Source organism: Kitasatospora sp. NPDC032757 (genome assembly GCF_055579305.1).
In genome coordinates this window covers 380,935-405,838 of sequence record NZ_JBVINN010000003.1, presented here as the reverse complement: position 1 = coordinate 405,838, position 24,904 = coordinate 380,935, and the positions used below count along the sequence as shown (strand labels likewise).

Here is a 24,904-nt window from a genome sequence, read left to right as displayed (position 1 = left end):
TCAGCCGCCGCCCGAGAAGCCACCGGAGTTGGCGGAGGCCGAGCCGCCGGTGGTCCGGCCGGTTCCGCGCGTCGGGCGGGACCGGACGGTGCGGCCGGTGACCAGCTCGACCCGCACGCCGCCGGGGCCGAGCAGGGCGGTCAGGGCCCGGTGCAGCCGCTCCGGGTCGGTGCCGGCGGGCGGGGTCCACCGGAGTTCGTCGCCGGCGAGGTCCAGGCGGACGACGAGCTGCTCCTCGGCCGGCTGCGGATCGCCCGGGTGGGGCTCGGTGACCTTGTGCTCCAGCCGGATGCCGCAGAGCCCGGCGAGCGGCTGCCAGGCGTCCGGGCGTCCGGCCCGGACCAGCCGGAACCTCTCCGGGGCCGCCGCCGGGGCGAACTCCAGCCGGTGGACGGTGGTGTACGCCAGCCGGGCCAGGAGCGGGACGGCCAGCAGGTACTCGACGCCGGCGATCCCCCCGGCCACCCGGCCGATGGTGGCGGCGGTCGCTCCGGCGAGCAGCATGAAGAACGCGACCAGCAGGGTCGGCACGGCCAGGACCAGCGGCGCGCCCATCGCCGTCCCGAACGCGGTCAGGCAGCGCGCGAGCGCCCGGCGCCGCGTCCCGCCGCCCTCCCGGAGCACCAGGGCCGCCGACTCCGGCCCGCTCCGCAGCACCCCCGCAATCCCCATGGGACCAGGGTAGGAGCCGCGGGCGGATCCGGGAACCTGCCTGCACCCGCGACTCCTTGACACCGCGTCAGTGCGCGGCGGACTCCCAGTTGGCGCCGACGCCGACGGACACGTCGAGCGGGGCGCGCAGCGGGTAGGCGCCGGCCATCTGCTCGCGGACGATCGCCTCGACCTGCTCACGCTCGCCGGGTGCCAGCTCCAGCACGATTTCGTCGTGCACCTGGAGCAGCATCCGGGAGGTGAGGCCGGCGGCGGTCAGCGCCTCGTCGACCCGCAGCATGGCGATCTTGACGATGTCGGCGGCCGAGCCCTGGATCGGGGCGTTGAGGGCCATCCGCTCGGCCATCTCGCGGCGCTGGCGGTTGTCGCTGTTGAGGTCCGGCAGGTAGCGGCGGCGGCCGAGCAGGGTCTCGGTGTAGCCGGTGGCGCGGGCCTCGTCGACGACCCGGCGCAGGTAGTCGCGGACGCCGCCGAACCGCTCGAAGTAGGTGTCCATCAGGCCCTGGGCCTCGGCGGGCTTGATGCCGAGCTGCTGGGAGAGCCCGTACGCGGAGAGCCCGTAGGCCAGGCCGTAGGACATCGCCTTGATCTTGCGGCGCATCTCGGCGTCGACCGCGTCGCCGGGGACCTCGAAGACCTGGGAGGCGACGGTGGTGTGGAGGTCCTCGCCGGTGGCGAAGGCCTCGATCAGGGCCTCGTCCTCGGAGAGGTGGGCCATGATGCGCAGCTCGATCTGCGAGTAGTCGGCGGTCAGCAGCGCCTCGTAGCCCTCGCCGACGACGAAGGCGCGGCGGATCATCCGGCCCTCCTCGGTGCGGACCGGGATGTTCTGCAGGTTCGGGTCCTGCGAGGAGAGCCGGCCGGTGGCGGCGACCATCTGGTTGAAGGTGGTGTGGATCCGCCCGGCCGGGGAGACCGTCTTGAGCAGGCCCTCGACGGTGGTGCGCAGCTTGGCCTGGTCGCGGTGGCGCAGCAGGATGACCGGCAGTTCGTTGTCGGTCTGGGTGGCGAGCCAGGTGAGCGCGTCGGCGTCGGTGGTGTAGCCGGTCTTGATCTTCTTGGTCTTGGGCAGGGCCAGCTCGCCGAAGAGGATCTCCTGGAGCTGCTTGGGCGAGCCGAGGTTGAACTCGTGGCCGGCGGCGGCGTGCGCCTCCTCCACCACGCGCTGGATCTCGGCGGCGAACTGGCTCTCCAGGCCGGTGAGCCAGGGGCGGTCGGCGGCGATGCCGGTGCGCTCCATCCGGGCCAGCAGGGCGGCGATCGGCAGCTCCATGTCGCGCAGCAGCTCGGTGGCGCCGACCTCGGCGAGGCGGGTGTCGAAGAGCGCGGCGAGGTCGAGCACGGCGCGGGACTGGAGCATCAGCGCCTGGGCGCGGGCCGCCACCGCGTCGGTGTCGTCGCCCTCGTCGGGGGCGTCGAAGGCGAGCTGGCCGGACTCGGCGACGGGGGCCGGGGCGAGCGAGCGGGCCAGGTACTCCTCGGCGAGCACCTCCAGGGTGAAGGTGCGGCGGCCGGGCTTCTCCAGGTAGGCGGCGAGGGCGGTGTCGGCGACGACGCCCTCGATGGTCCAGCCGCGTTCGGCGAAGGCGCGCATGACCTGCTTGGCGATGTGCAGGGCCTTGGGGGCGGCCGGGTCGGCCAGCCAGGCGGCGAAGGCGCGTTCGTCCTCCTCGGCGAGCAGCGCCGGGTCGAACCAGGCGGCGGCCTCTCCGGCGGCGAGCGCCACCTCGGTGACCTCGCCGGTGCCGAGCGCCCACCGGTAGACGGCGGCGAGCGCGACGGGCGCCTTGCCGGCGGCGTGCTGCCGGAGCCAGGAGGCGAGCGTGCCCGGGTCGGTGAGCAGCTCGCCGTCCACCTCGACGCCGGGGGCGAGCTCGGCGGCGGCCTCGGGCTCGGCGGCGGCCGGGTCGATGCCGTGGACGCGGTCGCGGAAGTTGGCGTTGCGGAACTCCAGCGACTCCATCAGGGTGGCGACGGCCTCGCGGTCGAACGCGGTGCGGCCCAGGTCGTCGATGCCGAGGGGGAGTTCGACGTCGCGGACGAGTTCGGTGAGGATGCGGTTGCGCTTGACCGAGTCGAGGTGCTCGCGCAGCTTCTCGCCGATCTTGCCCTTCACCTCGTCGGCGCGGGCGACGAGTTCGTCGAACGAGCCGAACTGGTTGACCCACTTGGCGGCCGTCTTCTCGCCGACGCCGGGGATGCCGGGCAGGTTGTCGGACGGGTCGCCGCGCAGCGCCGCGAGGTCGGGGTACTGGCGGGGGGTGACGCCGTACTTCTCGGCGACCTTCTCCGGGGTGTAGCGGGTGAGTTCGGAGACGCCCTTGGTCGGGTAGAGGACGGTGACGTGCTCGGTGACCAGCTGGAGGGAGTCCCGGTCGCCGGTGACGATGTCGACGTCGAAGCCGGCCGCCTCGGCGGCGGTGGCCAGGGTGGCGATGATGTCGTCGGCCTCGAAGCCCTCGACGGTCATCCGCGGGATGCGCATGGCGTCGAGGAGTTCACCGATCAGGGGGACCTGGCTGCGGAACTCGTCCGGCGTCTTGGCCCGGTTGGCCTTGTAGTCGGGGAACTCGGCGGAGCGGAACGTCTGCCGGGAGAGGTCGAAGGCCACCGCGAGGTGGGTGGGCTGCTCGTCCCGGACGGTGTTGGCGAGCATCGAGGCGAAGCCGTACACCGCGTTGGTGGGCTGGCCGGTGGAGGTGTTGAAGTTCTCCACGGGCAGCGCGTAGAACGCCCGGTAGGCCATCGAGTGCCCGTCGAGCAGCATCAGCCGGGGCCGGGCCCCGCCGCCACCCGCCGCGCTCTTGTCCGTACTCTGCGTAGCCACGTCAACGTCCGTTCCTGCCGATTCCACTGCCGGTCACCGATCCTATGGCCCGGCACCGACAAAAGGGGCGCGCCGGAGCCGCTGCCCGCCGCCCCCGGCGGCCGCCCGCCAGGCCGGGCCGCCGACGCGCCAGCCTCCCGAGGCGACCGCTACCGCCGAGTAGGACGGTCGTACGATCACTGGCAGCACGATGACGTGACCCCAAGCGGCAGGAGCTCCCCCATGACCGAAGCTGCCCCCGACGCGGCCCCCGTCCTGAAGGTCCCGCAGGAGGTGCTGGACCACTTCGCCAAGCTCGGCGTCGACCCGGCCACCTTCTCCGGCGGCCACCTCGGCGAGAAGCTCGGCATCCGGATCGTCGAGGCCTCGGGCGACCGCGTGGTCGGCACCATGCCGGTCGAGGGCAACCAGCAGCCGTACGGGCTGCTGCACGGCGGCGCCTCGGCGGCGCTGGCCGAGACCCTCGGCTCGGTCGGCGCGATGCTGCACGCCGGCCCGGGCCGGTACGCGGTGGGCGTGGACCTCAACGCCACCCACCACCGCTCGGCCACCTCCGGGCTGGTCACCGGGGTGGCGACCGCCGTGTTCAAGGGGCGCACCGCCGCCACCTACGAGATCGCGATCACCGACGACACCGGCCGGCGGGTCACCAGCTGCCGGCTGACCTGCATGCTCCGCGACCTCTGACGCACCGTCGGCCGGCCGGTCCTCCCCGGACGGCCCGGCCGACCGTCAATTCCCTTGCCCGCCCCCTTGTTTGACCTTCGACTGCCCTGGGCAGGCGTTGGTCTATACAAGGGGGCATTGTCATGTTGGCAGACATTCAGAATGTAACACTGCGTAACAGGTAGGAAATCCGAGCATTCAGCACCTCCCGGACCCCGTCTCGGCCCGGGATTCCGGCATCGACCTCTCCATCGTCCGCTATTCGGACGCACACGCCCGAAACCAGCACCGCGAACGGTCGCGTCCGATTATCGGAGAGGCCAGGAGTGACCCGCATTTCTGGGCCTTACATCCACCTACCGGCCAGTAGACGCCCGGAAGTACAGGATCGATCGAACCGAAACGACCACATGCTGAGACGGGCGCTCCGTGTGCTCATAACAAGAGAATCACAGCCTCGCCACACCACTGCCCGAGCCGCCGAACGGCATCTAGAGTCACGGCCAGTCACCGCGCCACCGGATCGGGCCAGGCCCACCGCGCATCCGGTTCCCGCCATTCCGGCGCGGCGCCCTCCCGAACCGAAGGGGACCCTCGTGCGTCACCGTTCAGCAGTTGTCGTGAGCATTGCCGTGATCGGCGCCCTGAGCCTCAGCGCCTGCGGCTCCCGCGACGAGAAGAAGTCCGGGGACGGCAACAACGCCGGGTCCAGCACCACCGTCACCATCGGCGTCGACGCCCCCCTCACCGGCGACCTCTCCGCCCTCGGCCTCGGCATCCGCAACTCCGTCGAACTCGCGGTCAAGCAGGCCAACGAGAAGAACGAGGTGCCCGGCGTCAAGTTCGAGATCAAGGCCCTGGACGACACCGCCAAGCCCGCCCCGGGCCAGCAGAACGCCACCCAGCTGGTCGCCGAAAAGAACGTCATCGGCGTCGTCGGCCCGCTGAACTCCAGCGTCGCCCAGTCCATGCAGCAGATCTTCAACGACGCCAACCTCGTCCAGATCTCCCCCGCCAACACCGGCGTCGCCCTCAGCCAGGGCGAGAAGTGGGCCAGCGGCACCAAGGCCCGCCCCTTCAAGTCCTACTTCCGCACCGCCACCACCGACGCCGTGCAGGGCCCCTTCGCGGCCCAGTTCCTGGCCAAGGACGCGAAGAAGACCAAGGTCTTCCTCATCGACGACCAGAAGACCTACGGCGCCGGCCTCGCCGCCACCTTCAAGGGCGAGTTCACCAAGCAGGGCGGCACGATCGTCGGCGAGGAGCACGTCAACCCCGACGACCGCGACTTCGCCGCCGTCGTCACCAAGGTCAGGGCCTCCGGCGCCGAAGCCGTCTACTACGGCGGCGAGTACCCCGCCGCCGGCCCGCTCTCCCTCCAGCTCAAGGACGCCGGCGTCAACATCCCCCTGATGGGCGGCGACGGCATCCAGAGCGGCGACTTCATCAAGCTCAACCCCAAGAGCCAGGGTGACTACGCCACCGCCGTCGGCCTGCCCGTCGAGCAGCTCCCCACCGCCGCCAAGTTCATCGCCGACTACAAGACCGCCGGCTACAAGGACGCCTACGAGACCTACGGCGGCTACTCCTACGACAGCGCCTGGGCCATCATCCAGGGCGTCAAGGCCGTCGTGACCGCCAACAACGGCAAGCTCCCCGACAGCCCGCGCGCCAAGGTCGTCGAGGCCGTCCAGAAGGTCTCCTTCGACGGCGTCACCGGCAAGGTCTCGTTCGACGAGTTCGGCGACACCACCAACAAGCAGCTCACCGTCTACGCCGTCAAGGACGGCAAGTGGGCCGTGGAGAAGTCCGGCACCTTCAACGGCTGATCCTGACCCTGCGTCAGTAGCACGACAGCACGTCGGAGTTACCCGCGCGGGGGCGCCACGAGTGCCCCCGCGCGCCTCACATCCACCACCCACGCGGACCCACCCACGCACAACGGAGGCCCAGCGGTGCACGACCTACCGCAGCAGCTGGCCAACGGCCTGATCCTCGGCGCCCTCTACGGGCTCGTCGCGATCGGCTACACGATGGTCTACGGCATCGTCCAGCTCATCAACTTCGCCCACGGCGAGATCGTCATGGTCGGCGGCTTCGGCGCCCTGACCGCCTACCTCGCCCTCCCCGGCGGCACCACACTCTGGCTGGCCCTACCGCTGATGCTGATCGCCGGCATCCTGGTCTCCACCCTCACCGCCGTCGCCGCCGAGCGCTTCGCCTACCGGCCACTGCGCAGCGCCCCCCGGCTCGCCCCGCTGATCACCGCGATCGGCCTGTCGATCGTCCTCCAGCAGCTGGTCTTCTCCTTCTACCCCGACGCCAAGAAGGCCCGCGTCTTCCCGAAGATCCCCGGCGACCCCTTCGCACTCGGCTCCGTCACCATCCAGCGCAGCGACATCTTCCTGATCATCGCCGCCCCGCTCTGCATGCTCGCCCTCGGCTGGTTCGTCACCCGCACCCGCTCCGGCCGCGCCATGCAGGCCACCAGCCAGGACCCCGACACCGCCAAGCTCATGGGCATCGACACCGACCGGATCATCGTCATGGCCTTCGCCATCGGCGCCGCCTTCGCCGCCGTCGCCGCCGTCGCCTACGGCCTGCGCAGCGGCCAGGTCGACTTCCGGATGGGCTTCATCCTCGGACTCAAGGCCTTCACCGCCGCCGTCCTCGGCGGCATCGGCAACATCTACGGCGCCATGCTCGGCGGCGTCGCCCTCGGCCTCGCCGAAGCCCTCGCCACCGGGTACATCCAGCACCTCCCCGGCATGCACCTCTTCGGAGGCGGCGCCTGGAAGGACGTCTGGGCCTTCGTACTCCTCATCGTCGTGCTGCTCGTCCGGCCACAGGGCCTGCTCGGCGAGCGCGTCGCGGACAGGGCGTGACCACCATGACCACCACCCCCAACACCGAGACCACCCCGGTCATCCCCCTGCCCACCCGCGCCGCCACCCTCCTCACCGGCCTCGGCGCAGCCGCCACCGCCGGCTCCGCCCTGATGTCCTGGACCTGGACCTCCGAATTCCCCGGCGACCTCACCTACACCGGCTCCCCCGCCGGCCTCCAGTGGCTCGCCCTCACCGCCGGCCTGCTCACCCTCGCCCTGCTGCTCGCCACCCAAGGCGTCCCCGGCCTCCGCTGGGCCGCCCCCACCCGCAGCAACAACGCCGTCCTCGCCGCCGCCGCCGGCGCCTTCGCCGTCGGCTGGTTCTCCATCATCGCCATCGCCGTCGACCTCGGCGGCCTCGCCAACCTCGAACCCGGCGGCTGGGTCCTCGGCGCCGGCTCACTGCTCACCCTCGCCGGCGCCCTCGGCCTCCCCCTCGACCGCCGCACCGGCGTCAAGCTGCGCATCCTCGACCGGCGGCTCTTCCTCCTCGTCCCCGTCGCCCTGATCGCCTACCTCGGCGCCAACGCGATCCCCGAGAGCAAGCCCGTCGCCCCGGTCATGACCGCCCTCGCCAACGGCGTGGTCATCGCCGCAGCAGCCGTCCTCCTCATCCAGCTCGGCCACCTCGCCCACCACTGGCTGCGCCTCGGCACCATCACCCGGCCGCTCCCCGCCGCCCGCGAACTCCCCTCCTGGGCCGAGGTCCTGCTCATCGTCGCGGCCTTCGCCATCGGCCTGTTCGCCATCACCTTCGGCATCGACACCGAGTACGGCGAGCTCTTCATCGGCTACCTGCTGCTCGCCGGCGCCGTCGTGCCCGCGATCACCAAGTCCGGCCTGCTGCCCCGGCTGCGCGCCCTGACCGTCAAGTACCGCTCGGTCACCACCGGCGCCGCGTTCGCCGCCGCCGCCAGCTTCCCGTTCACCCAGACCAGCGACCAGTACACCTCGGTCGCCGCCAACATCCTGATCTTCGCCACCGTCGCCCTCGGCCTCAACATCGTCGTCGGCCTCGCCGGCCTGCTCGACCTCGGGTACGTCGCCTTCCTCGGCGTCGGCGCCTACGCCGCCGCCCTGGTCTCCGGCTCCCCCGCCTCGCCGATCCACGTCCAGTTCCCCTTCTGGGCCGCGATGCTGACCGGCGCCGTCGTCTCCATGGTCTTCGGCGTCCTCATCGGCGCCCCGACCCTGCGACTGCGCGGCGACTACCTCGCCATCGTCACCCTCGGCTTCGGCGAGATCTTCCGCATCACCATGCTCAACCTCAACGGCACCACCGGCCCCAAGATCACCAACGGCTCCAACGGCATCCCCCGGATCCCCGACCTCAACATCCTCGGCTGGGACCTCGGCAAGCCCACCACGATCTTCGGCGTCGAACTCGGCCGCTTCTCCAACTACTACCTGCTGATGCTGCTGGTCACCGCCCTCGTGGTGCTGGTCTTCGCCCGCGTCGGCAACTCCCGCATCGGCCGCGCCTGGGTCGCCATCCGCGAGGACGAGACCGCCGCCGAAGCCATGGGCATCAACGGCTTCCGCCTCAAGCTCCTCGCCTTCGCCCTCGGCGCCTGCCTCGCCGGCCTCGCCGGCACCGTCCAGGCCCACGTCAGCTACACCGTCACCCCCGACCAGTACACCTTCGCCGAGGCCCTGCCGCCCAACTCCGCCTTCCTGCTCGCCGCCGTCATCCTCGGCGGCATGGGCACCATCAGCGGACCACTGGCCGGCGCCACCCTCCTCTTCCTCGTCCCGAAGAAGCTCGAATTCCTCTCCAACTACCAGCTGCTCGCCTTCGGCATCGCACTCATCGTGCTGATGCGCGTGCGCCCGGAAGGACTCATCCCCAACCGGCGCCGCCAACTGGAGTTCCACGAGGCCTCGATCCCGGCACAGCCCACCGGCGACGCCGCCGCACTCACCAAGGCAGGGGCGTGAAAAGCCAGATGACCACCACCGACGCCCCCAGCACCCCCGCCGTCGCCAAGCCCCTCCTCGAGGTCTCCGGCGTCACCATGCGGTTCGGCGGCCTCACCGCCGTCAACAACGTCTCCCTCACCGTCGGCGAAGGCGAGATCATCGGTCTCATCGGCCCCAACGGCGCCGGCAAGACCACCTTCTTCAACTGCCTCACCGGGCTCTACGTCCCCACCGAAGGACGTGTCGCCTACCAGGGCACCGTACTGCCCCCGAAGCCCCACCTCGTCACCCAGGCCGGCATCGCCCGCACCTTCCAGAACATCCGGCTCTTCGCCAACATGACCGTCCTGGAAAACGTCCTCGTCGGCCGCCACAGCCGCACCAAGGAAGGCCTCTTCTCCGCCATCCTCCGCGGCCCCGGCTACCACCGCGCCGAAGCCGAGAGCCGCGCCCGCGCCATGGAACTCCTCGAGTTCACCGGCCTCGCCGACAAGGCCGAGCACCTCGCCCGCAACCTCCCCTACGGCGAGCAGCGCAAGCTCGAAATCGCCCGCGCCCTCGCCTCCGACCCCGGCCTCCTCCTCCTCGACGAGCCCACCGCCGGCATGAACCCGCAGGAGACCAGGGCCGCCGAGGAACTCGTCTTCGCCATCCGCGACCGCGGCGTCTCCATCCTCGTCATCGAGCACGACATGCGGTTCATCTTCAACCTCTGCGACCGCACCGCCGTCCTCGTCCAGGGCCAGAAGATCGTCGAAGGCGACCGCGAAACCGTCCAGAACGACGAACGCGTCATCACCGCCTACCTCGGCGCCCCGCTCGAAGGCACCACCGCTTCGGAGGACAACCAGTGACCGCGCTCCTTGAGGTCGAGGACCTCCGCGTCTCCTACGGCAAGATCGAAGCCGTCAAGGGCATCAGCTTCACCGTCAACCAGGGCGAGGTCACCACCCTCATCGGCACCAACGGCGCCGGCAAGACCACCACCCTGCGCACCCTCTCCGGGCTCCTCAAGCCCACCAGCGGGAAGATCACCTTCGAGGGGCAGGACCTCGGCGTCGTCCCCGCCCACAAGATCGTCGCCCTCGGCCTCGCCCACTCCCCCGAAGGCCGGCACATCTTCCCCCGCATGACCATCGAGGAGAACCTCCTCCTCGGCGCCTTCCTGCGCAGCGACACCGCCGGCATCGCCGCCGACGTGGAACGGGCCTACGGCCTCTTCCCCATCCTCGGCGAGCGCCGGAAGCAGGCCGCGGGCACGCTCTCCGGCGGCGAGCAGCAGATGCTCGCGATGGGACGGGCACTGATGTCCCAGCCCAAGCTGCTCATGCTGGACGAGCCCTCCATGGGCCTCTCGCCGCTGATGATGCAGAAGATCATGGCGACCATCGTCGAGCTGAAGTCCTCCGGCACGACGATCCTGCTGGTCGAGCAGAACGCCCAGGCGGCGTTGTCGCTCTCCGACCAGGGATACGTGATGGAGACCGGCCGGATCGTCCTCCAGGGCACCGGCGCCGACCTGCTCCACGACGAGTCCGTGCGCAAGGCGTACCTCGGCGAGGACTGACCGACCCCGCACACGGCGAGGGGCCCCGTCCGGTCGGACGGGGCCCCTCTCGTGCTTTCTCAGCCCTCGGCCTTGCCCTCGTCGGCCTTCTTCTTGTCCTGGGCCTCGCCTTCCTCGATCACGGCCTCCGCAACCGCGGCCATCGTCATGCGACGGTCCATCGAGGTCTTTTGGATCCACCGGAACGCGGCCGGCTCGTTCAGCCCGAACTTGGTCTGCAGGACACTCTTCGCCCGGTCCACCAGCTTCCGGGTCTCCAGCCGCTGGGTGAGATCGGCGATCTCCTCCTCCAGCGTCCGCATCTCCGTGTACCGGGAGACGGCCATCTCGATCGCCGGCACCAGGTCGCTCTTGGAGAACGGCTTCACGATGTACGCCATCGCGCCCGCGTCCCGCGCCCGGTCCACCAGCTCGCGCTGCGAGAACGCGGTCAGCATCAGGACGGGCGCCAGGTGCGCCTCGTGGATCTGCTCGGCGGCGGAGAGCCCGTCCAGGACGGGCATCTTCACGTCCAGGATCGCCAGATCCGGCCGGAGCTCCTCGACCAGCTTGAGCGCCGTCGCCCCGTCCCCGGCCTCGCCGACGACGGTGTACCCCTCCTCTTCGAGCATCTCCTTCAGATCGAGACGGATCAACGCCTCGTCCTCGGCGATCACAATCCGGGTGATCTGGGGCATATCGGTCTCAAGCGGCTCGGCCTGCTCGTCGGCGGTGCTCACGGGGCTCCTCGTTCCGGCGGGGTACTGCATGCACGAGGGTACCTAGACACGGTATGTTTGAACTCAAGCAGGGTCGGGGGCAACCTTCGAAACTGTGGATGCCCCGGTAGTCCAGCGGGAGAGACACGGCACTCAAAACGCCGCCAGCGTGGGTTCGAATCCCACTCGGGGCACTTTCCTTCGATTCGCAAGTCGTTTAGGTCAACCTAACGGTTGGCGATCTTCATCAGTTCGAGTGGCAACCATTGCGTTTGCCGGCATCACTGCCATGCGGGCCGCAGGATCACCCGCATGGCAGTTCGATCCACGCGAGAAGAAGCCGTCTTCCTGCTGCGCCAGGGCACCCGTAACACCGAGGTCGCTCGGCGCCTCTCCGTCCCTCCCGGCACCGTGTCTTGGTGGAAGCAGCAGGACCTCATCAAACGCGGCCAGGAACTCCCCGGCCGCAAACGGTCCACCTGCATCCACTGCTACGGCGACGAGCTGAACCGTCCCGCCTATGCCTACCTGCTCGGCCTCTACCTGGGCGACGGTCACATCACCTGGCCCAAACAGCACCGTACGGCGAGCCTGTTCATCACCTGTGACAACAAGTGGCCAGGGGTCATGGACTCCGTCGAACAGGCCATGCGCGAGGTAATGCCACGCAACAAGCCCTGCCGCGTCCGGCGAACCGGTTGTCACGACGTCAAGCTGTACTCCAAGCACCTGACGTGCTACTTCCCCCAGCACGGCCCTGGCAAGAAGCACGAGCGCACCATAGCCCTGGAGCCCTGGCAGCAGGAGATCGTCGACGCCCACCCCTGGGACTTCCTGCGCGGCCTTATCCACTCCGACGGCTGCCGGATCACCAACTGGGCGACCCGCACCGTCAACGGCGTCGTCCGTCGCCACGAGTACCCGCGCTACTTCTTCACCAACACCTCCACCGACATCACACGCCTCTTCACCAGCACCCTCGACGCCGTCGGCGTCCAGTGGAAGGCGTCGATCCCCCGTCCGACCGGCCAGGTGAACGTCTCCGTCGCCCGCAAGGAGTCCGTCGCCCTCATGGACACTCACATCGGCCCCAAGTACTGATGGCGGCACGCTCCATGAGCGTGCCGCCATCGGTGAGCGGTGTCAGTCGTCCAGCGTCCCCACGTGGTGGACGCGGACGAGGTTGGTGGAGCCGGCGAGGCCGGGCGGGGAGCCGGCGGTGATGACGACGATGTCGCCCTTGCGGCAGCGGCCGAGGGAGAGCAGCGCGGCGTCGACCTGCTCGACCATCTCGTCGGTGGTGGCCGCGAAGGGGCCGAGGAAGGTCTCCACACCCCAGGTGAGGGCGAGTTGGCTGCGGACGGCGGGTTCGTAGGTGAAGGCGAGGACGGGGATGGGCGAGCGGTAGCGGGTGAGGCGGCGGGCGGTGTCGCCGGACTGGGTGAAGGCGACGAGGTACTTGGCGCCGAGGAAGTCGCCGATCTCGGCGGCGGCGCGGGCTACGGCGCCGCCCTGGGTGCGGGGCTTGTTGGAGGCCGTGAGCGGCGGCAGGCCGGCGGCGAGGATGTCCGCTTCGGCCGCCTCGATGATGCGGCCCATGGTCCTGACCGTCTCGACGGGGTACTTGCCGACGGAGGTCTCGCCGGAGAGCATCACGGCGTCCGTCCCGTCGAGGACGGCGTTGGCGACGTCGGAGGCCTCGGCGCGGGTGGGGCGGGAGGCGTTGATCATCGAGTCGAGCATCTGGGTGGCGACGATGACCGGTTTGGCGTTGCGCCTGGCCAGCTTGATCGCGCGCTTCTGGACCATCGGGACCTGTTCGAGGGGCATCTCCACGCCCAGGTCCCCGCGGGCCACCATGATGCCGTCGAAGGCGTCGACGATGGAGTCGAGGTTCTCGACCGCCTGCGGCTTCTCGATCTTGGCGATGACGGGGACGAAGCGTCCCTCCTCCGCCATGACGCGGTGGACGTCCTCGATGTCGCGGCCGCTGCGGACGAAGGAGAGGGCGACGAGGTCGGCGCCGGTCCGCAGGGCCCACCGCAGGTCGGCGACGTCCTTGTCGCTGAGCGCGGGCACGGAGACGGCGACGCCGGGGAGGTTGAGGCCCTTGTGGTCGGAGACGAGGCCGCCTTCGATCACGGTGCAGCGGACGAGGGGTCCGTCGACCTTCACGACCTCCAGGGTGACGCGGCCGTCGTCGACGAGGATCCGCTCGCCCCGGGTGACGTCGGCGGCCAGGCCGGCGTAGGTGGTGCCGCAGATGTTCTGGTCCCCGACGACGTCCTTGTCGGTGGAGATGGTGAACTCGTCGCCGCGTTCGAGAAGTACGGGCCCGTCGGCGAAGGTGTCGAGTCGGATCTTCGGACCTTGAAGGTCGGCGAGCACGCCGACGCTGCGGCCGGTCTCGTCCGCGGCCTTGCGGACCCGGCGGTAGCGCTCCTCGTGCTCGATGTGGGAGCCGTGGCTCAGGTTGAATCGGGCGATGTCCATCCCGGCGTCGACCAGGGTCTTGATCTGGTCGTACGAGTCGGCGGCGGGCCCGAGGGTACAGACGATTTTTGCTCGGCGCATACTCCTGAGAGTAGGCATTACCGGCGCGTAACATCGACGTGCGTCCGGACAGGGGGATGACCTTTGCCGGAAGGCGAGTTGAACAATCTGACACATGGTCGGACTGGTGTGCGCGCGGTGGTCGGCGGCCGCGTTCGCCGATGCGATTCCGTGAAGGGGTGTTCACCCCTTGTTCACCGTGACTTCTGCCGCCGCTCGCGGCCCGGCGGGACGCTCGTCACCCGGGTGGGAGCCCGGGCAGGGAACCGACGAGGGGGAATCGTCCGGCATGAGGCGTGTGTTCGGGGTACTGGCGGCGCTGGCGCTGCTTGCCGGGGTGGGAGTCGCGCTGTTCCGGGACGACGATCCCCCCGGTTCGGGAAAGGTCGTCACCATCTCCGGTCTGATCGGCTCGGAGAAACGGGAGTTCTTCGCCGACCCGGACGTCATCGCGGAGCTGCAGAAGCAGGGCCTCAAGGTCATCACCGACACCACCGGCTCCTGGCTGATGGGAGAGAGCGACCTCACGCGGTACGACTTCGCGTTCCCGGCCAGCCTCTCGCCGGCGGAGGAGATCCGCAAGCAGCGGCAGATCAAGAGCGAGCCGGTGCGGCCGTTCTACTCGCCGCTGGTGGCGCTGGCCCACCAGTCGATGGCGGAGGTCCTCAGGGAGAACGGCCTGGCCGCCCGGAGCGAGTCGGATCCGAAGGTCTGGACGCTCAGGATGGACGCCTATCTGAAGGCCGTCCAGGAGGGCCGGAAGTGGCAGGACCTCAAGGGGGCGAGCAGCCACAACGAGTTGAGGGGCCTGCTCTTCCTGACCACGACCGACCCGTCCACCTCCTCCTCCGGGGCGCTCTACCTGGCGACGATCTCGTACCTGGCCAACGGCCACCAGGTGGTGTCGGACGATGCCGGGGTGGGTCTGGTCAAGGACGTGGTCCGACAGGTGACGTCGGTGCAGGGCGACCAGAAGACCAGCAGTGACGGCCCGTTCAAGGACTTCCTGTCCGGGGTGGGCAACGGGCCGGTGCTGGCGTACGAGTCGCAGGTGGCGGCGCTGACCGCCAAGGGCGTGTCCACGCCGGGCGGTTCGGCGGGCGATCTGGTGGTGCTCTACCCGGACACCACGGTGTTCAGCGACCACACCCTGGTGGCGCTCAAGCCGGGGGCCGAGAAGCTCGCCGAACTGCTGCGGGACGACCAGGTGTTGCGCGATCTGGAGGCCAAGTACGGCTTCCGTCCGCAGGCCGACCCGCAGGCGCTCAGCAAGGCGGTCCGCGACAAGCAGGGCCCGGTCTACGCGCCCGACCTGGCGGCCGCGGGCGTGCAGCAGGCGCAGGTGCCGACGGTGGCGGTCCTGAACAAACTGATCAACGCTGCCAAGGGGAAGTGACGGGGATGGCGACGGCGATGCGTGTGAAGACCGCGGCTGGGCACGGCGGCCGGGTGCTGGCGGCGGGGCTGGCCCTGCTGGTGGCGACGGCGTGCACCTCCTCCTCCGGTTCGTCCCCGGCTCCGCGGCCGACGGACGCGCCTGCGCCGACCGCGCAGGCGGGTGTGCTGCGGATTCTGGCCGGCAGTGAACTGCAGGACATGGCGCCGGTGTTGGAGGAGGCGCAGAAGGCGACGGGGGTGACGGTGCAGTTCGCGTGGACGGGTTCGCTGGATGGTGCGGACGCGGTGTCGTCGGGGCGGGCGGACGGTAGGTACGACGCGGTGTGGTTCCCGTCCAACCACTATCTGCGGTTGGACGACTCGGGCCGGTCCAAGTTGTTGTCGGAGACGCCGGTGATGGTGTCGCCGGTGGCGGTGGGTGTGCGTTCGGCGGCGTTGAACGAGCTTGGCTGGGGCGATGGTTCGCAGGTGAGCTGGGCGCAGGTGGCGGACGCGGCCTCGGCCGGCAAGTTGGCGTACGGGATGGCGGACCCGTCGCGGTCGAACTCGGGTTTCTCGGCGTTGGTCGCGGTGGCGTCGGCGTTCTCGGGGGCGGAGTCGGCGCTCACGGATGCGGATGTGCAGAAGGCGACGCCGTCGCTGAAGAAGTTCTTCACCGGGCAGAAGCTGACGTCGGGTTCGTCGGGTTGGCTGGCGCAGGCGTACGGCCGGGCGGAGCAGGGCCGGGTGGGGGCGCTGGTGAACTACGAGTCGGTGTTGTTGTCGATGAACAGGACGCTGGCGGAGGGGCAGCGGTTGACGGTGGTGCGGCCGACGGACGGGGTGGTGTCGGCGGACTATCCGTTGACGTTGCTGGGTTCGTCGGCGCAGCGTGAGCGGGATTCGTTCCAGCGGTTGACGGCGTATCTGCTGAAGGACGATGTGCAGCGGCGGATTTCGGAGCTGACGTTGCGCCGTCCGGTGGCGGCGGGTGCGGCGCCGGCGTCGTCGTTGCCGACCGACCGGCGGCGTGAGTTGCCTTTCCCGGGTTCGAAGTCGGTGGCGGACGGGCTGCTCGCGTCGTACCAGAACGAGCTGCGGCGGCCGTCGCGGACGGTGTACGTGCTGGATACGTCGGGTTCGATGGCGGGTGACCGGTTGGCGTCGTTGAAGAAGGCGCTGGGGCGGTTGACGGGGGCGGATGACACGCGGGGGGTGCGGCGGTTCCGCAATCGTGAGGAGGTGACGTTGATGTCGTTCGCGTCGAAGGTGAAGTCGGCGAGGACGCATGCGGTGCCGGCGGCCGATTCGCAGCAGGAGCTGGCGTCGATCAACGCGGATGTGCAGGCCTTGTCGGCGGACGGCGGTACGGCGGTGTACAGCTCGCTGGAGGAGGCGTACAAGCTGATCGAGCGGCAGCAGGCCGAGGCTCGGGACGACCGGTTCACGTCGATCGTGGTGATGACGGACGGCGAGAGCAACGAGGGTGCGTCGGACAGGGATTTCAAGGATTTCTACAACGGGCTCTCGTCGTCGCAGAAGGCGGTGCCGGTGTTCCCGATCCTGTTCGGTGATGCGGCGAAGGGGCAGTTGCAGGGGATCGCGGACCTGACCGGGGGCAAGTTGTTCGACGGGACGGGTTCGTTGGACGGGGCGTTCGAGGAGATCCGTGGGTACCAGTAGCGGTACCGACCCTGGCTCCGGCCCCGGCTCCGGCTCCGGTGGGGCCGGGGGGCCGGGTGGCTCCAACGGTCCTGGGGGTGGCGGGGGTTCGGGCGGGCGCCGGGTGCTGGGGTATCTGGAGTCGACCCGGAACCTGGTCGGTTGCGCGGCCGGTGCGGGTGGGTTGGGGTTGCACTTCGCGGGGCTGGGCGGTGTCTGGTGGCCGGGGATCGTGGCCGCGTTGTACGGCGCGGGGGTGCTGCTCTGGCCGGGTGGGCAGGGTGGCACGGGCACGCCGGGTGGGCAGGGCGGACGGGACGGGACGGGCACGCCGGACGGGACCGGCGGGCAGGGCGGGACGGGTGGCCCGGTCGGGCCGCAGCCCTCGCAGCCCTCGCAGTCCGCACGGCCCTGGCCGGAGCTGGACGAGCTGCGGGTCTACCTGCGGGGCGTGGCGCGACCGCAGGACCGGGCGAAGCTGGACGCGCTGCTGGAGGGGCTGCTGGACCGGCTGGCGGAGCTCGGGCCGCGGCCGTCCACCGAGTTGGTCGTCGGCGGGCGGCTGCCGGTGGCGGTGGACGGTTATCTGCGGGCGCGGACGTGGGAGCGGTGGCGGGCGGGGGCGGGTGATCCGGGGGCCGAGCTCGCCCACGAGGTCGAGCTGATGGCGGCGGGCCTGACCGGCTGACCGGGCCGGGTGACCGGGCTGAGACCGGCCCGTCTCAGCCCTCCAGCACCCGCGCCAGCTCGGCCCGCCGCCGCACGCCCAGCTTGCGAAAGCTGTTGGTCAGGTGCGTCTCCACCGTCCGCACCGCCAGGTGCAGCATCGCGGCGATCTCCGCGTTGGAGTTCCCGGCGGCCGCCAGACGGCAGATCCGCAGCTCGCTGTCGGTGAGGGCCTCGGCCCCGGCGTGCTCGCCCCGGCCGAGCCGGGCGCCGGAGACGCGTAGCGACTCCATGGCGACCGCCCTCAGCCGGACGGCGCCGAGTTGTTCGGCGCGGACGACGGCTTCGCGCAGGGCCCGGCGGCCGGCGCCGCGCCGGCCGCCGTCGGCGAGCAGCCGGCCGTAGGTGATCAGTGCGGGGATCAGTTCGGTCTCGATCCCGGCGCCGCGCAGGAGTTCGACGGACTCGGCGGCGAGGTCGAGCCCGTGCCGGCCGCCGGTGGCGGCGGCGAGGGCGCGCAGGGCGCGGCCGATGGTGCGCGGGGTGCCCCAGATGCGGGCGAGCCGCAGCTCCTCCTCGGCGAGGGCGACGGCGGGTCCGGGTTCGCCGAGCAGGGTGTGGCAGTCGGCGGCGGCGGAGCGCCAGGGTGTGACGATGGGGCTCAGGACCTGCCGTTCGTCCTGCCGGCGTCCGCATTCCATCAGGTCGGCGAGGGCCGCGGCGGGCTCGCCGGTGGCGAGGTGGAGCATGCCGCGGGCGTACAGGTACTCGTTCCACTCCCAGGAGCCCTGGGCGCGGTCGGCGGCGATGGCGCGGGCCAGGCCGTGGGCCTGCCAGTAGCGGCCGGTCTCGGTGAGGGCGAGGACGGCCTGGGCGACCAGGTGGGCGTTCTGCTGGCCGAGCAGTCCGGCGTAGCGTGCGCGGGCGGCCTCGGCGCCGGCGGCTCCGTCGCGTCCGTCCCGTCCGTGCCGGTCCGGTCCGTGGCCGGCGGGGCCGGTGGCGGGCCCGTTCTCCGGTGGTGTGCCGCACCACCAGGACCAGACCGACCGCTCCTGCCGCTCGGGCTGTTCGGGCCGCTCGGGCCGCTCGGGCTGTTCCTGCCTGATCTGCGGCGTCCGGTCGCCGGCACCGCCGTGCTCGCGCACCCCCGGGCGCGGGTCCGCGGCCGGCGCCGGCCCGGTGAGGGCGAGGTCGTCCAGGAGTGCCTGGTACTCCCCCCGCATGACCCGTGCCTCGGCCCGGACGCTCAGCAGGCACTGGTAGCCCGGGTCCAGCGAGGGCCCCCGGTACGCGGTGAGGCCGTGTTCCACCAGTCGGTCGGCCTCGGGGAGCAGGTCGGCCCACTGGGCCAGGGTGGCCGCGGAGACCAGCACGTAGGAGCGGCAGAGCGGGTCGACCGGGGCATCGAGCAGTTCCTGGATCCGTCCGGCGACCTCGGTGGCGGTCAGCACTCCGCTGGTCGAGTCGAACTCGGTGAGCAGCGCGTACGCGGGCGGCGCGGGCCGCTGGGTGCTGCGGGCGGCGAACCGCCGGACGCCCTCGACGACCTGGAGCCAGCTCTTCCCGTCGTGTGCGGCGATCAGGGCGGCGGCGGCCTGTACGGCGTGGACGAGGTCGTCGCGGTCGGCGAAGCGCTCGGCCAGCTCCTCCATCACCTCCAGTGCGGCGGGGGTGTCGCCGCGGGCGGCGAGGACGGCGCCGAGCGTGTTGGCGGTGCGGAAGACGCCCTCGTCGGACTGCTGGAGGTGGACGGCCTCGGCGAGGTGGCGGACGCCGGCGGTGCGCTCGTCCGGGCCGAGGGTCACCTCCAGGCTGCCGAGTTCGGTGAGGACCAGGCCGCGCCGGCGGTCGCCGAGTGGTTCGGCGAGGACGCGGCGCAGCAGGGTGACGGCGTCGGTGGGGCGGTCGGCGTCGGCGGCGTTGCGGGCGGCGCAGCGGAGGGTGTCGGCGGCCCAGCGGGGGCCGGGGGCGGGGGTGAGGAGCAGGTGTCCGGCGACGCGTTCGTCGGGGGCGCCGGCGCGGTGCAGGAAGGCGGCGGCGGCGCGGTGGACGTGGGCGCGGTGGCCGGGTTCGTGTCCGGTGAGGACGGCGTCGGCCAGGAGTGGGTGGGTGAAGCGGGGCCAGTGGCCGGGGCCGGGGTTGTCGAGCAGGCCCTGGGTGGTGAGGTCGGCGAGCCAGCCGGCGAGCTGGTCGGGGTCGGCGTCGGCGAGTTCGGCGAGCATGGGTGTGGGGTCGCTGTGGCCGGTGCCGGGCAGTGGTGCGGTGCGGGCGGCGGGGTGTTCCTGCATCCGGGCGATGACGCGGGCGGCGGTGAGGGCGCGCTCGCCGCCGCCGCGCAGCCAGGCCTCGACGGCTTCGGGGAAGGCGTCGCCGGGGAGCCGGGCGCAGGTGCCGGGGAGGGCCGGCGGGGTGGGTCGTTCGGGGTGGCGGTGCAGGTCGGTGAGGAGGGCGGTGAGCAGCAGGGGGTTGCCGCCGGTGGCGCGGAGGCAGTCGGTGGTGAGGGTGGCGGGGGTGGCGGGGCCGAGGTGGTGTTCGGTGAGCCGGGTGGCGGCGGGGGTGTCGAGCGGGCCGAGTGGGGTGGTCTCGGTCAGGCCGGGGGGCAGGTCGCGGCCGAAGCGGGTGGGCGGGGTGCCGAGGACGGACTGGCGGCGTTCGGTGGCGAGCAGGAGGACGGGGAGGCGGTCGATCCGGCGGGCGACCTGGAGCAGCCAGTCGTGGGAGGGGCGGTCGGCGTGGTGGATGTCGTCGACGGCGAGCAGGACGGGGCTGTGGGCGGCGTACAGGCGCAGCAGGGCCCAGAGGTCGGCGGCGGCGGGCTCTTCGGGCCGGTCGGTCCCGTGGGTGCGTCCGGCCTCTGCTGCCCGTGTTGTCCGTGGCGACGGGTCGGAGCGGTCGGCGCGGGCAAGGCGTTCGGCCCGTTCAAGGCGTTCGGTCCGTTCGGCGCGGACAGGGCCGGCCTCGGGGCCGGTCTCGAACAGCTGGCGGGCGGCGGCGTAGGGGGTGCCGGCCTCGTCGGCCGCGCAGCGGGCCCACAGTACGGTGGTGCCGTCGGCGGCCGCGCGCCGGGCGGCCTCGGCGAGCAGGGTGCTGCGGCCGGTGCCGGCCGCGCCGGTGAGCAGCAGGACGCCTCCGGTGCCGGCCCGGGCGCGGTCGGCGAGGGCGGCGATCCGGTCCAGCTGGGGGTCGCGGGCCGTGAGGGGCACGCGGGGGGCCTGTTGCGGTCGGCGGATCCGGACGGTGCTCATCGGGGTCCCTTCGTGGATACCGCAGGCTTCGGCAGAGGGCGGAGGTGAAACTCCTGCGGGGTAGGTCACGGATCGTCGTTTCGCCGTCACGGCGGACCGCTGTACGTCATCGAATGCCATCGGATGCCCCGGAAGCGCCGAGGATTGCCGAGGTGGTCTGTGAGCCGTGGCCACTCCTGTGAAGCGGGCATTCACGTACCGCTTCCGTCCGGGCCGGCGTCGCGTCGCCGGTGGCGCTTTCGGCCGCCGGCCGGGGCGTGCGCGCGGCCCGCAACGTCCTGGCCGCCGGACCGGCGGGGGTCGCAGCCTGTGGAGACGGTGTAAGACCTCAACGGAGCACTCCGGGCGGGCAGTTGTCGGTGAAGCAGGAAGTAGTCCCACCGCAGCGCCACGCGCCGCGGCTCGGCCGCGAGACCTAGGGGACTCCCCCGCGTTTCACGCGGGGGAGGAAGTCAACTGCTTCCCCTCCCCGTGGTGCCCCCTCCGGCATGGCCGGTCGGGCACTCTTGGCCGTCATCCAGGGAAACGGATTGACTGCTTGTCAGCGCCTGGGCTAGTGATGTGATTCTCGTCGCACCCCGCCCGGGCGAGTACCGCGCCCCCAGCCGCGGGCCCCGCGCGTCCTCTACTTGTCCGTACAACCCGCCGTCCCGGTGCCGCTCCGCAGCCTACCTCCGGGCCGCCGCCGGGGCGGCCCCTGCTGCGCCTGTGGGCTGCCCTGCCCGGCTGTGCCGAGGCCTCCGGGCGGGCCCGATCTCGTGGTGGACCACGATGGCCGCGGCCGCCCGTGGCGGGAAAGCATGAGAGCAACCGGGGGCAGTCGCTCCGGGTAGCCGGGGGCACCGCTGCCCCGGGACGCGTCACCGCACGGCCCCCCGTCCGGTCGAGTTCTTGCAACGCCCCCGGGGCGACGCATGCCGGCCGTCCGGGTGGCGGGCCGGGATTCTCCAGGAGGGGGCCAGATTGACTGTCCTGCACACCGAGCCCGACCACCGCGGCACGGCCCGGCGGGTGCCTGCCACGACGATGCCGCGCACCGTCCCGGCCCAGCGGCCCGCGCCCGTACGCCACGCCCCCGCGGCCGCCGCCTCCCCGGGCGGCGGCGTCCGGACCGGCGTGGTGGTACGGGCCGCGGACCCGATCTCGCGGGCCGGTGCGGAGGCGCAGCTGCGCCGACACCCGGGCCTGGAGCTGGCGGCGGACGACGCGACGGCGCCCGGCGCCGTCACCGTGCTGCTCGCCGAGTCGGCGGACGCCGCCGTGGTGGCGACGCTGCGCCGGCTGGTGCGCGGCGCCGACCAGAAGGTGGTGCTGGTCGTCGAGCGGATGCGCGAGGCCGAGCTGCTGGAGGCGGTGGAGTGCGGGGTGGCCGCGATCCTCTGGCGGCGGGAGGCGACCGCCGAGCGGCTGGGGCGGGCGGTGCTCGCCGCGGCGCGCGGCGACGGGGACCTTCCGGCCGATCTGCTGGGCCGGCTGATCAGCCAGGTGGGCCGGTTGCAGCGGAGCGTCCAGGGGATGCCGGGGCATGCGCCGGCGGGGCTGTCCGAGCGGGAGTCGGATGTGCTGCGGCTGGTCGCCGAGGGGTGGGACACCGGGGAGATCGCGGCCCGGTTGTCGTACTCCGAGCGCACCGTCAAGAACGTGCTGCACGGCCTGACCACCCGCCTGCAGCTGCGCAACCGGGCGCACGCGGTCGCCCACGCGGTGCGCGAGGGCTACATCTAGGGCGCTTGTCTGATCGTTCCGGGCAGCCATTCCACCCGCCCGCCGTGCCCGCACGGCGCGGCGGGTGGCGTGTTTTCCGGGCAGGGCTCTTCCGGGCAGGGCTCTTCCGGGCGCACACTTCCCGCCCCACTTCCGGGCGCCGCTCTCGGACGGATCTCCCGGCCGCGCTTCCCGGGTCGGCAGGGCGCGCTCCGCGGTAGGGCGAGGCTCACTCCGGGGTGCGGCCGGGCGTGCCTCCCGGGTGCCGCCGGGCGCCCGTTCCCGGTACCGCCCCCCGCGTCCTCCCGGTACGGCCGGCAGCGCGGTCCGGGTACGGCCGGCAGCGTCCTCCGGGTACGGCCGTACCACGCAGCACCCGCCCGGCCGCGTCACGAACGAGTCGCCAAGATCTCACCTGCTGGAAACGTCCCGGGGCTATCAATCCGCAAGGCCGCGCGGCAAACTTCTACGCGCGTACCTCTACGCGCGTCACCAGACTATTGACGGTCCGTCCGCAGTCCCACCCGGGAGAGTCGTCCATGCCCCTGAACCGCCGTGACTTCGTCACCCGGTCCGCCGCCACCGCCGCCGGTGCCGCCCTCGCCGGTGGCGCCACGCTCGCCGCCGCCTCCCCCGCCGCGGCGGCCGGCCCGGACGACGCCCTCGCCAAGGGCAAGCCGGCCAAGAAGCAGGCCTTCACCGTCATGGGCACCACCGACCTGCACGGCCGGGTGCTGAACTGGGACTACTTCACCGACGCGGTGTACGCCGACAAGGCGCACAACGAGGTCGGCCTCGCCAAGATCTCCACGCTGGCCAAGCAGGTCCGCGAGGAGAAGGGCTGGGACCGCTGTCTGCTGATCGACGCCGGTGACACCATCCAGGGCACCCAGCTGACCTACTACTTCGCGCGCGTCGAGCCGATCGCCACCGACGCCGACACCGCGCCCGAGCACCCGATGGCGCTCGCCATGAACACCATGGAGTACACCGCCGCGGCGCTCGGCAACCACGAGTTCAACTACGGCATCGACACCCTGCGCGCCTACGAGGAGCAGCTGGACTTCCCGCTGCTCGGCGCCAACGCGCTGAACGCCAAGAACGACCGGCCGGCCTTCCCGCCGTACGTCATCCGCAAGCTGAAGCTGGGCAACGGCCCGGCCCTGAAGGTCGGCATCCTCGGCCTGACCAACCCGGGCATCGCGATCTGGGACAAGGCCAACGTCGCCGGCAAGATGACCTTCCCGGGCATCGTCGAGACCGCGAAGATCTGGGTGCCGAAGGTGAAGGCCGCCGGCGCCGACGTCGTCGTGGTGGCCTGCCACTCCGGCATGGACGAGGCCACCTCCTACGGCGACCAGCTGCCCTGGCCGGAGAACGCCTCGGTCGCGCTGGCCGAGCAGGTGCCCGGTATCGACGCGGTGCTGGTGGGCCACGCCCACAAGGAGATCCCGCAGCGCCTGGTCGTCAACAAGGAGACCGGCAGGACGGTCGTGCTCTCCGAGCCGCTCTGCTGGGGCCAGCGCCTGACCTGCTTCGACTTCGAGGTGGAGTTCGACAAGGGCGCCTGGAAGGTCTCCTCGCTCTCCGCCCGGGTGCTGAACTCCAACACCGTCCCGGAGGACCCGGAGATCGTCAACCTGATGACCGACCAGCACAAGAAGGTGGTCGCGTACGTCAACCAGGTGATCGGCACCGCGAAGATCGAGCTGTCGATCGCCGACGCGCCGTTCAAGGACGTCCCGATCATCGACCTGATCGGCCGTGTCCAGGCCGACGTGGTCAAGGCGGCGCTGGCCGGCGGCCAGTACGCCAAGCTGCCGGTGCTCGCCCAGGCCGCGCCGTTCAACCGCACCGCGCGGATCCCGGCGGGCCAGGTCAAGCTGCGCGACGCGGCCGGCCTGTACATCTACGAGAACACCCTGGAGGCCCGCATCCTGACGGGCGCCCAGCTCAAGGACTACCTGGAGTTCTCGGCGAGGTACTACAACCAGCTCGCCCCGGGTGCCCCGGTCGACAAGGCGACCCTGACCAACGCCCAGAACACCCCGGACTACAACTACGACTCGGTGTACGGCCTGGGCTACGACATCGACATCGCCCAGCCGGCCGGCTCCCGCATCGTCAACCTCACCTTCGAGGGCAAGCCGATCGACCTCGCCGCCCAGTTCGTGCTGGCCGTCAACAACTACCGTGCCAACGGCGGCGGAAACTTCCCGCACGTCGCGGCCGCCCAGAAGGTGTGGGCCAACTCGGACGAGATCCGCAACGCGATGATCGCCTGGGTGAAGGCCAAGGGCGTCATCGACCCGGCCGACTTCGCCACCGAGTCCTGGCGCCTGGTGCGCGCCGGCCAGCCGGTGTTCTGAACCCCCTGAGCCGTAGTGGGGGGGGGGGGGGGGGGGGGGGGGGGGGGGGGGGGGGGGGGATGGGAGGGGGGGGGAGGGGGTTGGGGGGGAG

The 24,904-nt window shown here is 71.5% G+C and carries 17 protein-coding genes, 1 tRNA gene and 1 pseudogene; 14 read left to right on the top strand and 5 right to left on the bottom strand.

From position 1 onward, the window contains the following. Together ACZ5WK_RS07340 and polA are read right to left on the bottom strand one after the other, a co-directional pair. Positions 1-672 carry a hypothetical protein gene (locus tag ACZ5WK_RS07340; RefSeq protein WP_465545819.1) on the bottom strand — a complete coding sequence of 224 codons (672 nt, stop codon included), beginning with the start codon at positions 670-672 and terminating at the stop codon, positions 1-3. A gap of 67 nt (positions 673-739) precedes the next feature. Next, complete coding sequence (gene polA / locus ACZ5WK_RS07335; RefSeq protein ID WP_465545959.1) at positions 740-3,439, bottom strand: DNA polymerase I; 2,700 nt, start codon at positions 3,437-3,439, stop codon at positions 740-742. A 282-nt stretch (positions 3,440-3,721) separates the two neighbouring features. Between polA and ACZ5WK_RS07330 the strand changes: the two genes are divergently transcribed. From ACZ5WK_RS07330 to ACZ5WK_RS07305, 6 genes are all read left to right on the top strand, one after another. Further along, the gene (locus tag ACZ5WK_RS07330; protein WP_148645592.1) at positions 3,722-4,186 is read left to right on the top strand and encodes a PaaI family thioesterase; all 465 of its coding nucleotides are present in this window, start codon (positions 3,722-3,724) and stop codon (positions 4,184-4,186) included. 575 nt (positions 4,187-4,761) lie between these two features. Further along, positions 4,762-5,994: a branched-chain amino acid ABC transporter substrate-binding protein gene (locus ACZ5WK_RS07325; protein ID WP_465545817.1), complete on the top strand. Its 1,233-nt coding sequence runs from the start codon at positions 4,762-4,764 to the stop codon at positions 5,992-5,994. Between the two features lie 126 nt (positions 5,995-6,120). Continuing rightward, positions 6,121-7,050, top strand: coding sequence for a branched-chain amino acid ABC transporter permease (locus ACZ5WK_RS07320; protein ID WP_396319305.1), 930 nt, complete (start codon positions 6,121-6,123; stop codon positions 7,048-7,050). A gap of 5 nt (positions 7,051-7,055) precedes the next feature. Then, positions 7,056-8,990 carry a branched-chain amino acid ABC transporter permease gene (locus ACZ5WK_RS07315; protein WP_465545957.1) on the top strand — a complete coding sequence of 645 codons (1,935 nt, stop codon included), beginning with the start codon at positions 7,056-7,058 and terminating at the stop codon, positions 8,988-8,990. Between the two features lie 8 nt (positions 8,991-8,998). Further along, the gene (locus ACZ5WK_RS07310) at positions 8,999-9,826 is read left to right on the top strand and encodes an ABC transporter ATP-binding protein (protein WP_465545815.1); all 828 of its coding nucleotides are present in this window, start codon (positions 8,999-9,001) and stop codon (positions 9,824-9,826) included. After that, the gene (locus ACZ5WK_RS07305) at positions 9,823-10,539 is read left to right on the top strand and encodes an ABC transporter ATP-binding protein (RefSeq protein WP_465545813.1); all 717 of its coding nucleotides are present in this window, start codon (positions 9,823-9,825) and stop codon (positions 10,537-10,539) included. The genes ACZ5WK_RS07310 and ACZ5WK_RS07305 overlap by 4 nt, the downstream gene beginning before the upstream one ends. 59 nt (positions 10,540-10,598) lie before the next feature. Here ACZ5WK_RS07305 and ACZ5WK_RS07300 read toward each other — a convergent pair whose 3' ends face one another. Further along, on the bottom strand, positions 10,599-11,288 hold the full coding sequence (locus ACZ5WK_RS07300; protein ID WP_465545811.1) for an ANTAR domain-containing response regulator: 690 nt from the start codon (positions 11,286-11,288) through the stop codon (positions 10,599-10,601). A gap of 70 nt (positions 11,289-11,358) precedes the next feature. Here ACZ5WK_RS07300 and ACZ5WK_RS07295 point away from each other — a divergent pair. Together ACZ5WK_RS07295 and ACZ5WK_RS07290 are read left to right on the top strand one after the other, a co-directional pair. Next, positions 11,359-11,431: transfer RNA gene (locus ACZ5WK_RS07295), tRNA-Leu, on the top strand. A 118-nt stretch (positions 11,432-11,549) separates the two neighbouring features. Then, positions 11,550-12,338: a helix-turn-helix domain-containing protein gene (locus ACZ5WK_RS07290; RefSeq protein ID WP_465545809.1), complete on the top strand. Its 789-nt coding sequence runs from the start codon at positions 11,550-11,552 to the stop codon at positions 12,336-12,338. Positions 12,339-12,380: 42 nt separating this feature from the next. On the opposite strand, the gene pyk is transcribed toward ACZ5WK_RS07290, so the two are convergent. Further along, complete coding sequence (gene pyk, locus ACZ5WK_RS07285; protein ID WP_465545808.1) at positions 12,381-13,811, bottom strand: pyruvate kinase; 1,431 nt, start codon at positions 13,809-13,811, stop codon at positions 12,381-12,383. Between the two features lie 268 nt (positions 13,812-14,079). Here pyk and ACZ5WK_RS07280 point away from each other — a divergent pair, with 268 nt between their 5' ends. From ACZ5WK_RS07280 to ACZ5WK_RS07270, 3 genes are all read left to right on the top strand, one after another. Further along, positions 14,080-15,186: a hypothetical protein gene (locus ACZ5WK_RS07280; protein WP_465545806.1), complete on the top strand. Its 1,107-nt coding sequence runs from the start codon at positions 14,080-14,082 to the stop codon at positions 15,184-15,186. 17 nt (positions 15,187-15,203) lie between these two features. Further along, complete coding sequence (locus tag ACZ5WK_RS07275; protein WP_465545804.1) at positions 15,204-16,850, top strand: VWA domain-containing protein; 1,647 nt, start codon at positions 15,204-15,206, stop codon at positions 16,848-16,850. A 211-nt stretch (positions 16,851-17,061) separates the two neighbouring features. Then, a complete protein-coding gene (locus ACZ5WK_RS07270) occupies positions 17,062-17,517 on the top strand; it encodes a hypothetical protein (RefSeq protein WP_465545802.1) in 456 nt (151 codons plus the stop codon). 34 nt (positions 17,518-17,551) lie between these two features. Here the strand turns inward: ACZ5WK_RS07270 and ACZ5WK_RS07265 are convergent, their stop codons facing one another. Further along, positions 17,552-20,740, bottom strand: a complete 3,189-nt coding sequence (locus ACZ5WK_RS07265) for a helix-turn-helix transcriptional regulator (RefSeq protein WP_465545800.1) — start codon at positions 20,738-20,740, stop codon at positions 17,552-17,554. Between the two features lie 251 nt (positions 20,741-20,991). On the opposite strand from ACZ5WK_RS07265, the pseudogene ACZ5WK_RS07260 reads away from it, so the two are divergent. The 3 genes and pseudogenes from ACZ5WK_RS07260 to ACZ5WK_RS07250 all read left to right on the top strand — a co-directional run. Further along, positions 20,992-21,159 (top strand): annotated as a pseudogene (locus tag ACZ5WK_RS07260) (RNA-guided endonuclease InsQ/TnpB family protein); the annotation flags it as partial. Positions 21,160-21,766: 607 nt separating this feature from the next. Then, positions 21,767-22,465, top strand: a complete 699-nt coding sequence (locus ACZ5WK_RS07255) for a helix-turn-helix transcriptional regulator (protein ID WP_465545955.1) — start codon at positions 21,767-21,769, stop codon at positions 22,463-22,465. A gap of 518 nt (positions 22,466-22,983) precedes the next feature. Further along, complete coding sequence (locus ACZ5WK_RS07250) at positions 22,984-24,813, top strand: bifunctional metallophosphatase/5'-nucleotidase (RefSeq protein ID WP_396319314.1); 1,830 nt, start codon at positions 22,984-22,986, stop codon at positions 24,811-24,813. Positions 24,814-24,904: the final 91 nt, after the last annotated feature.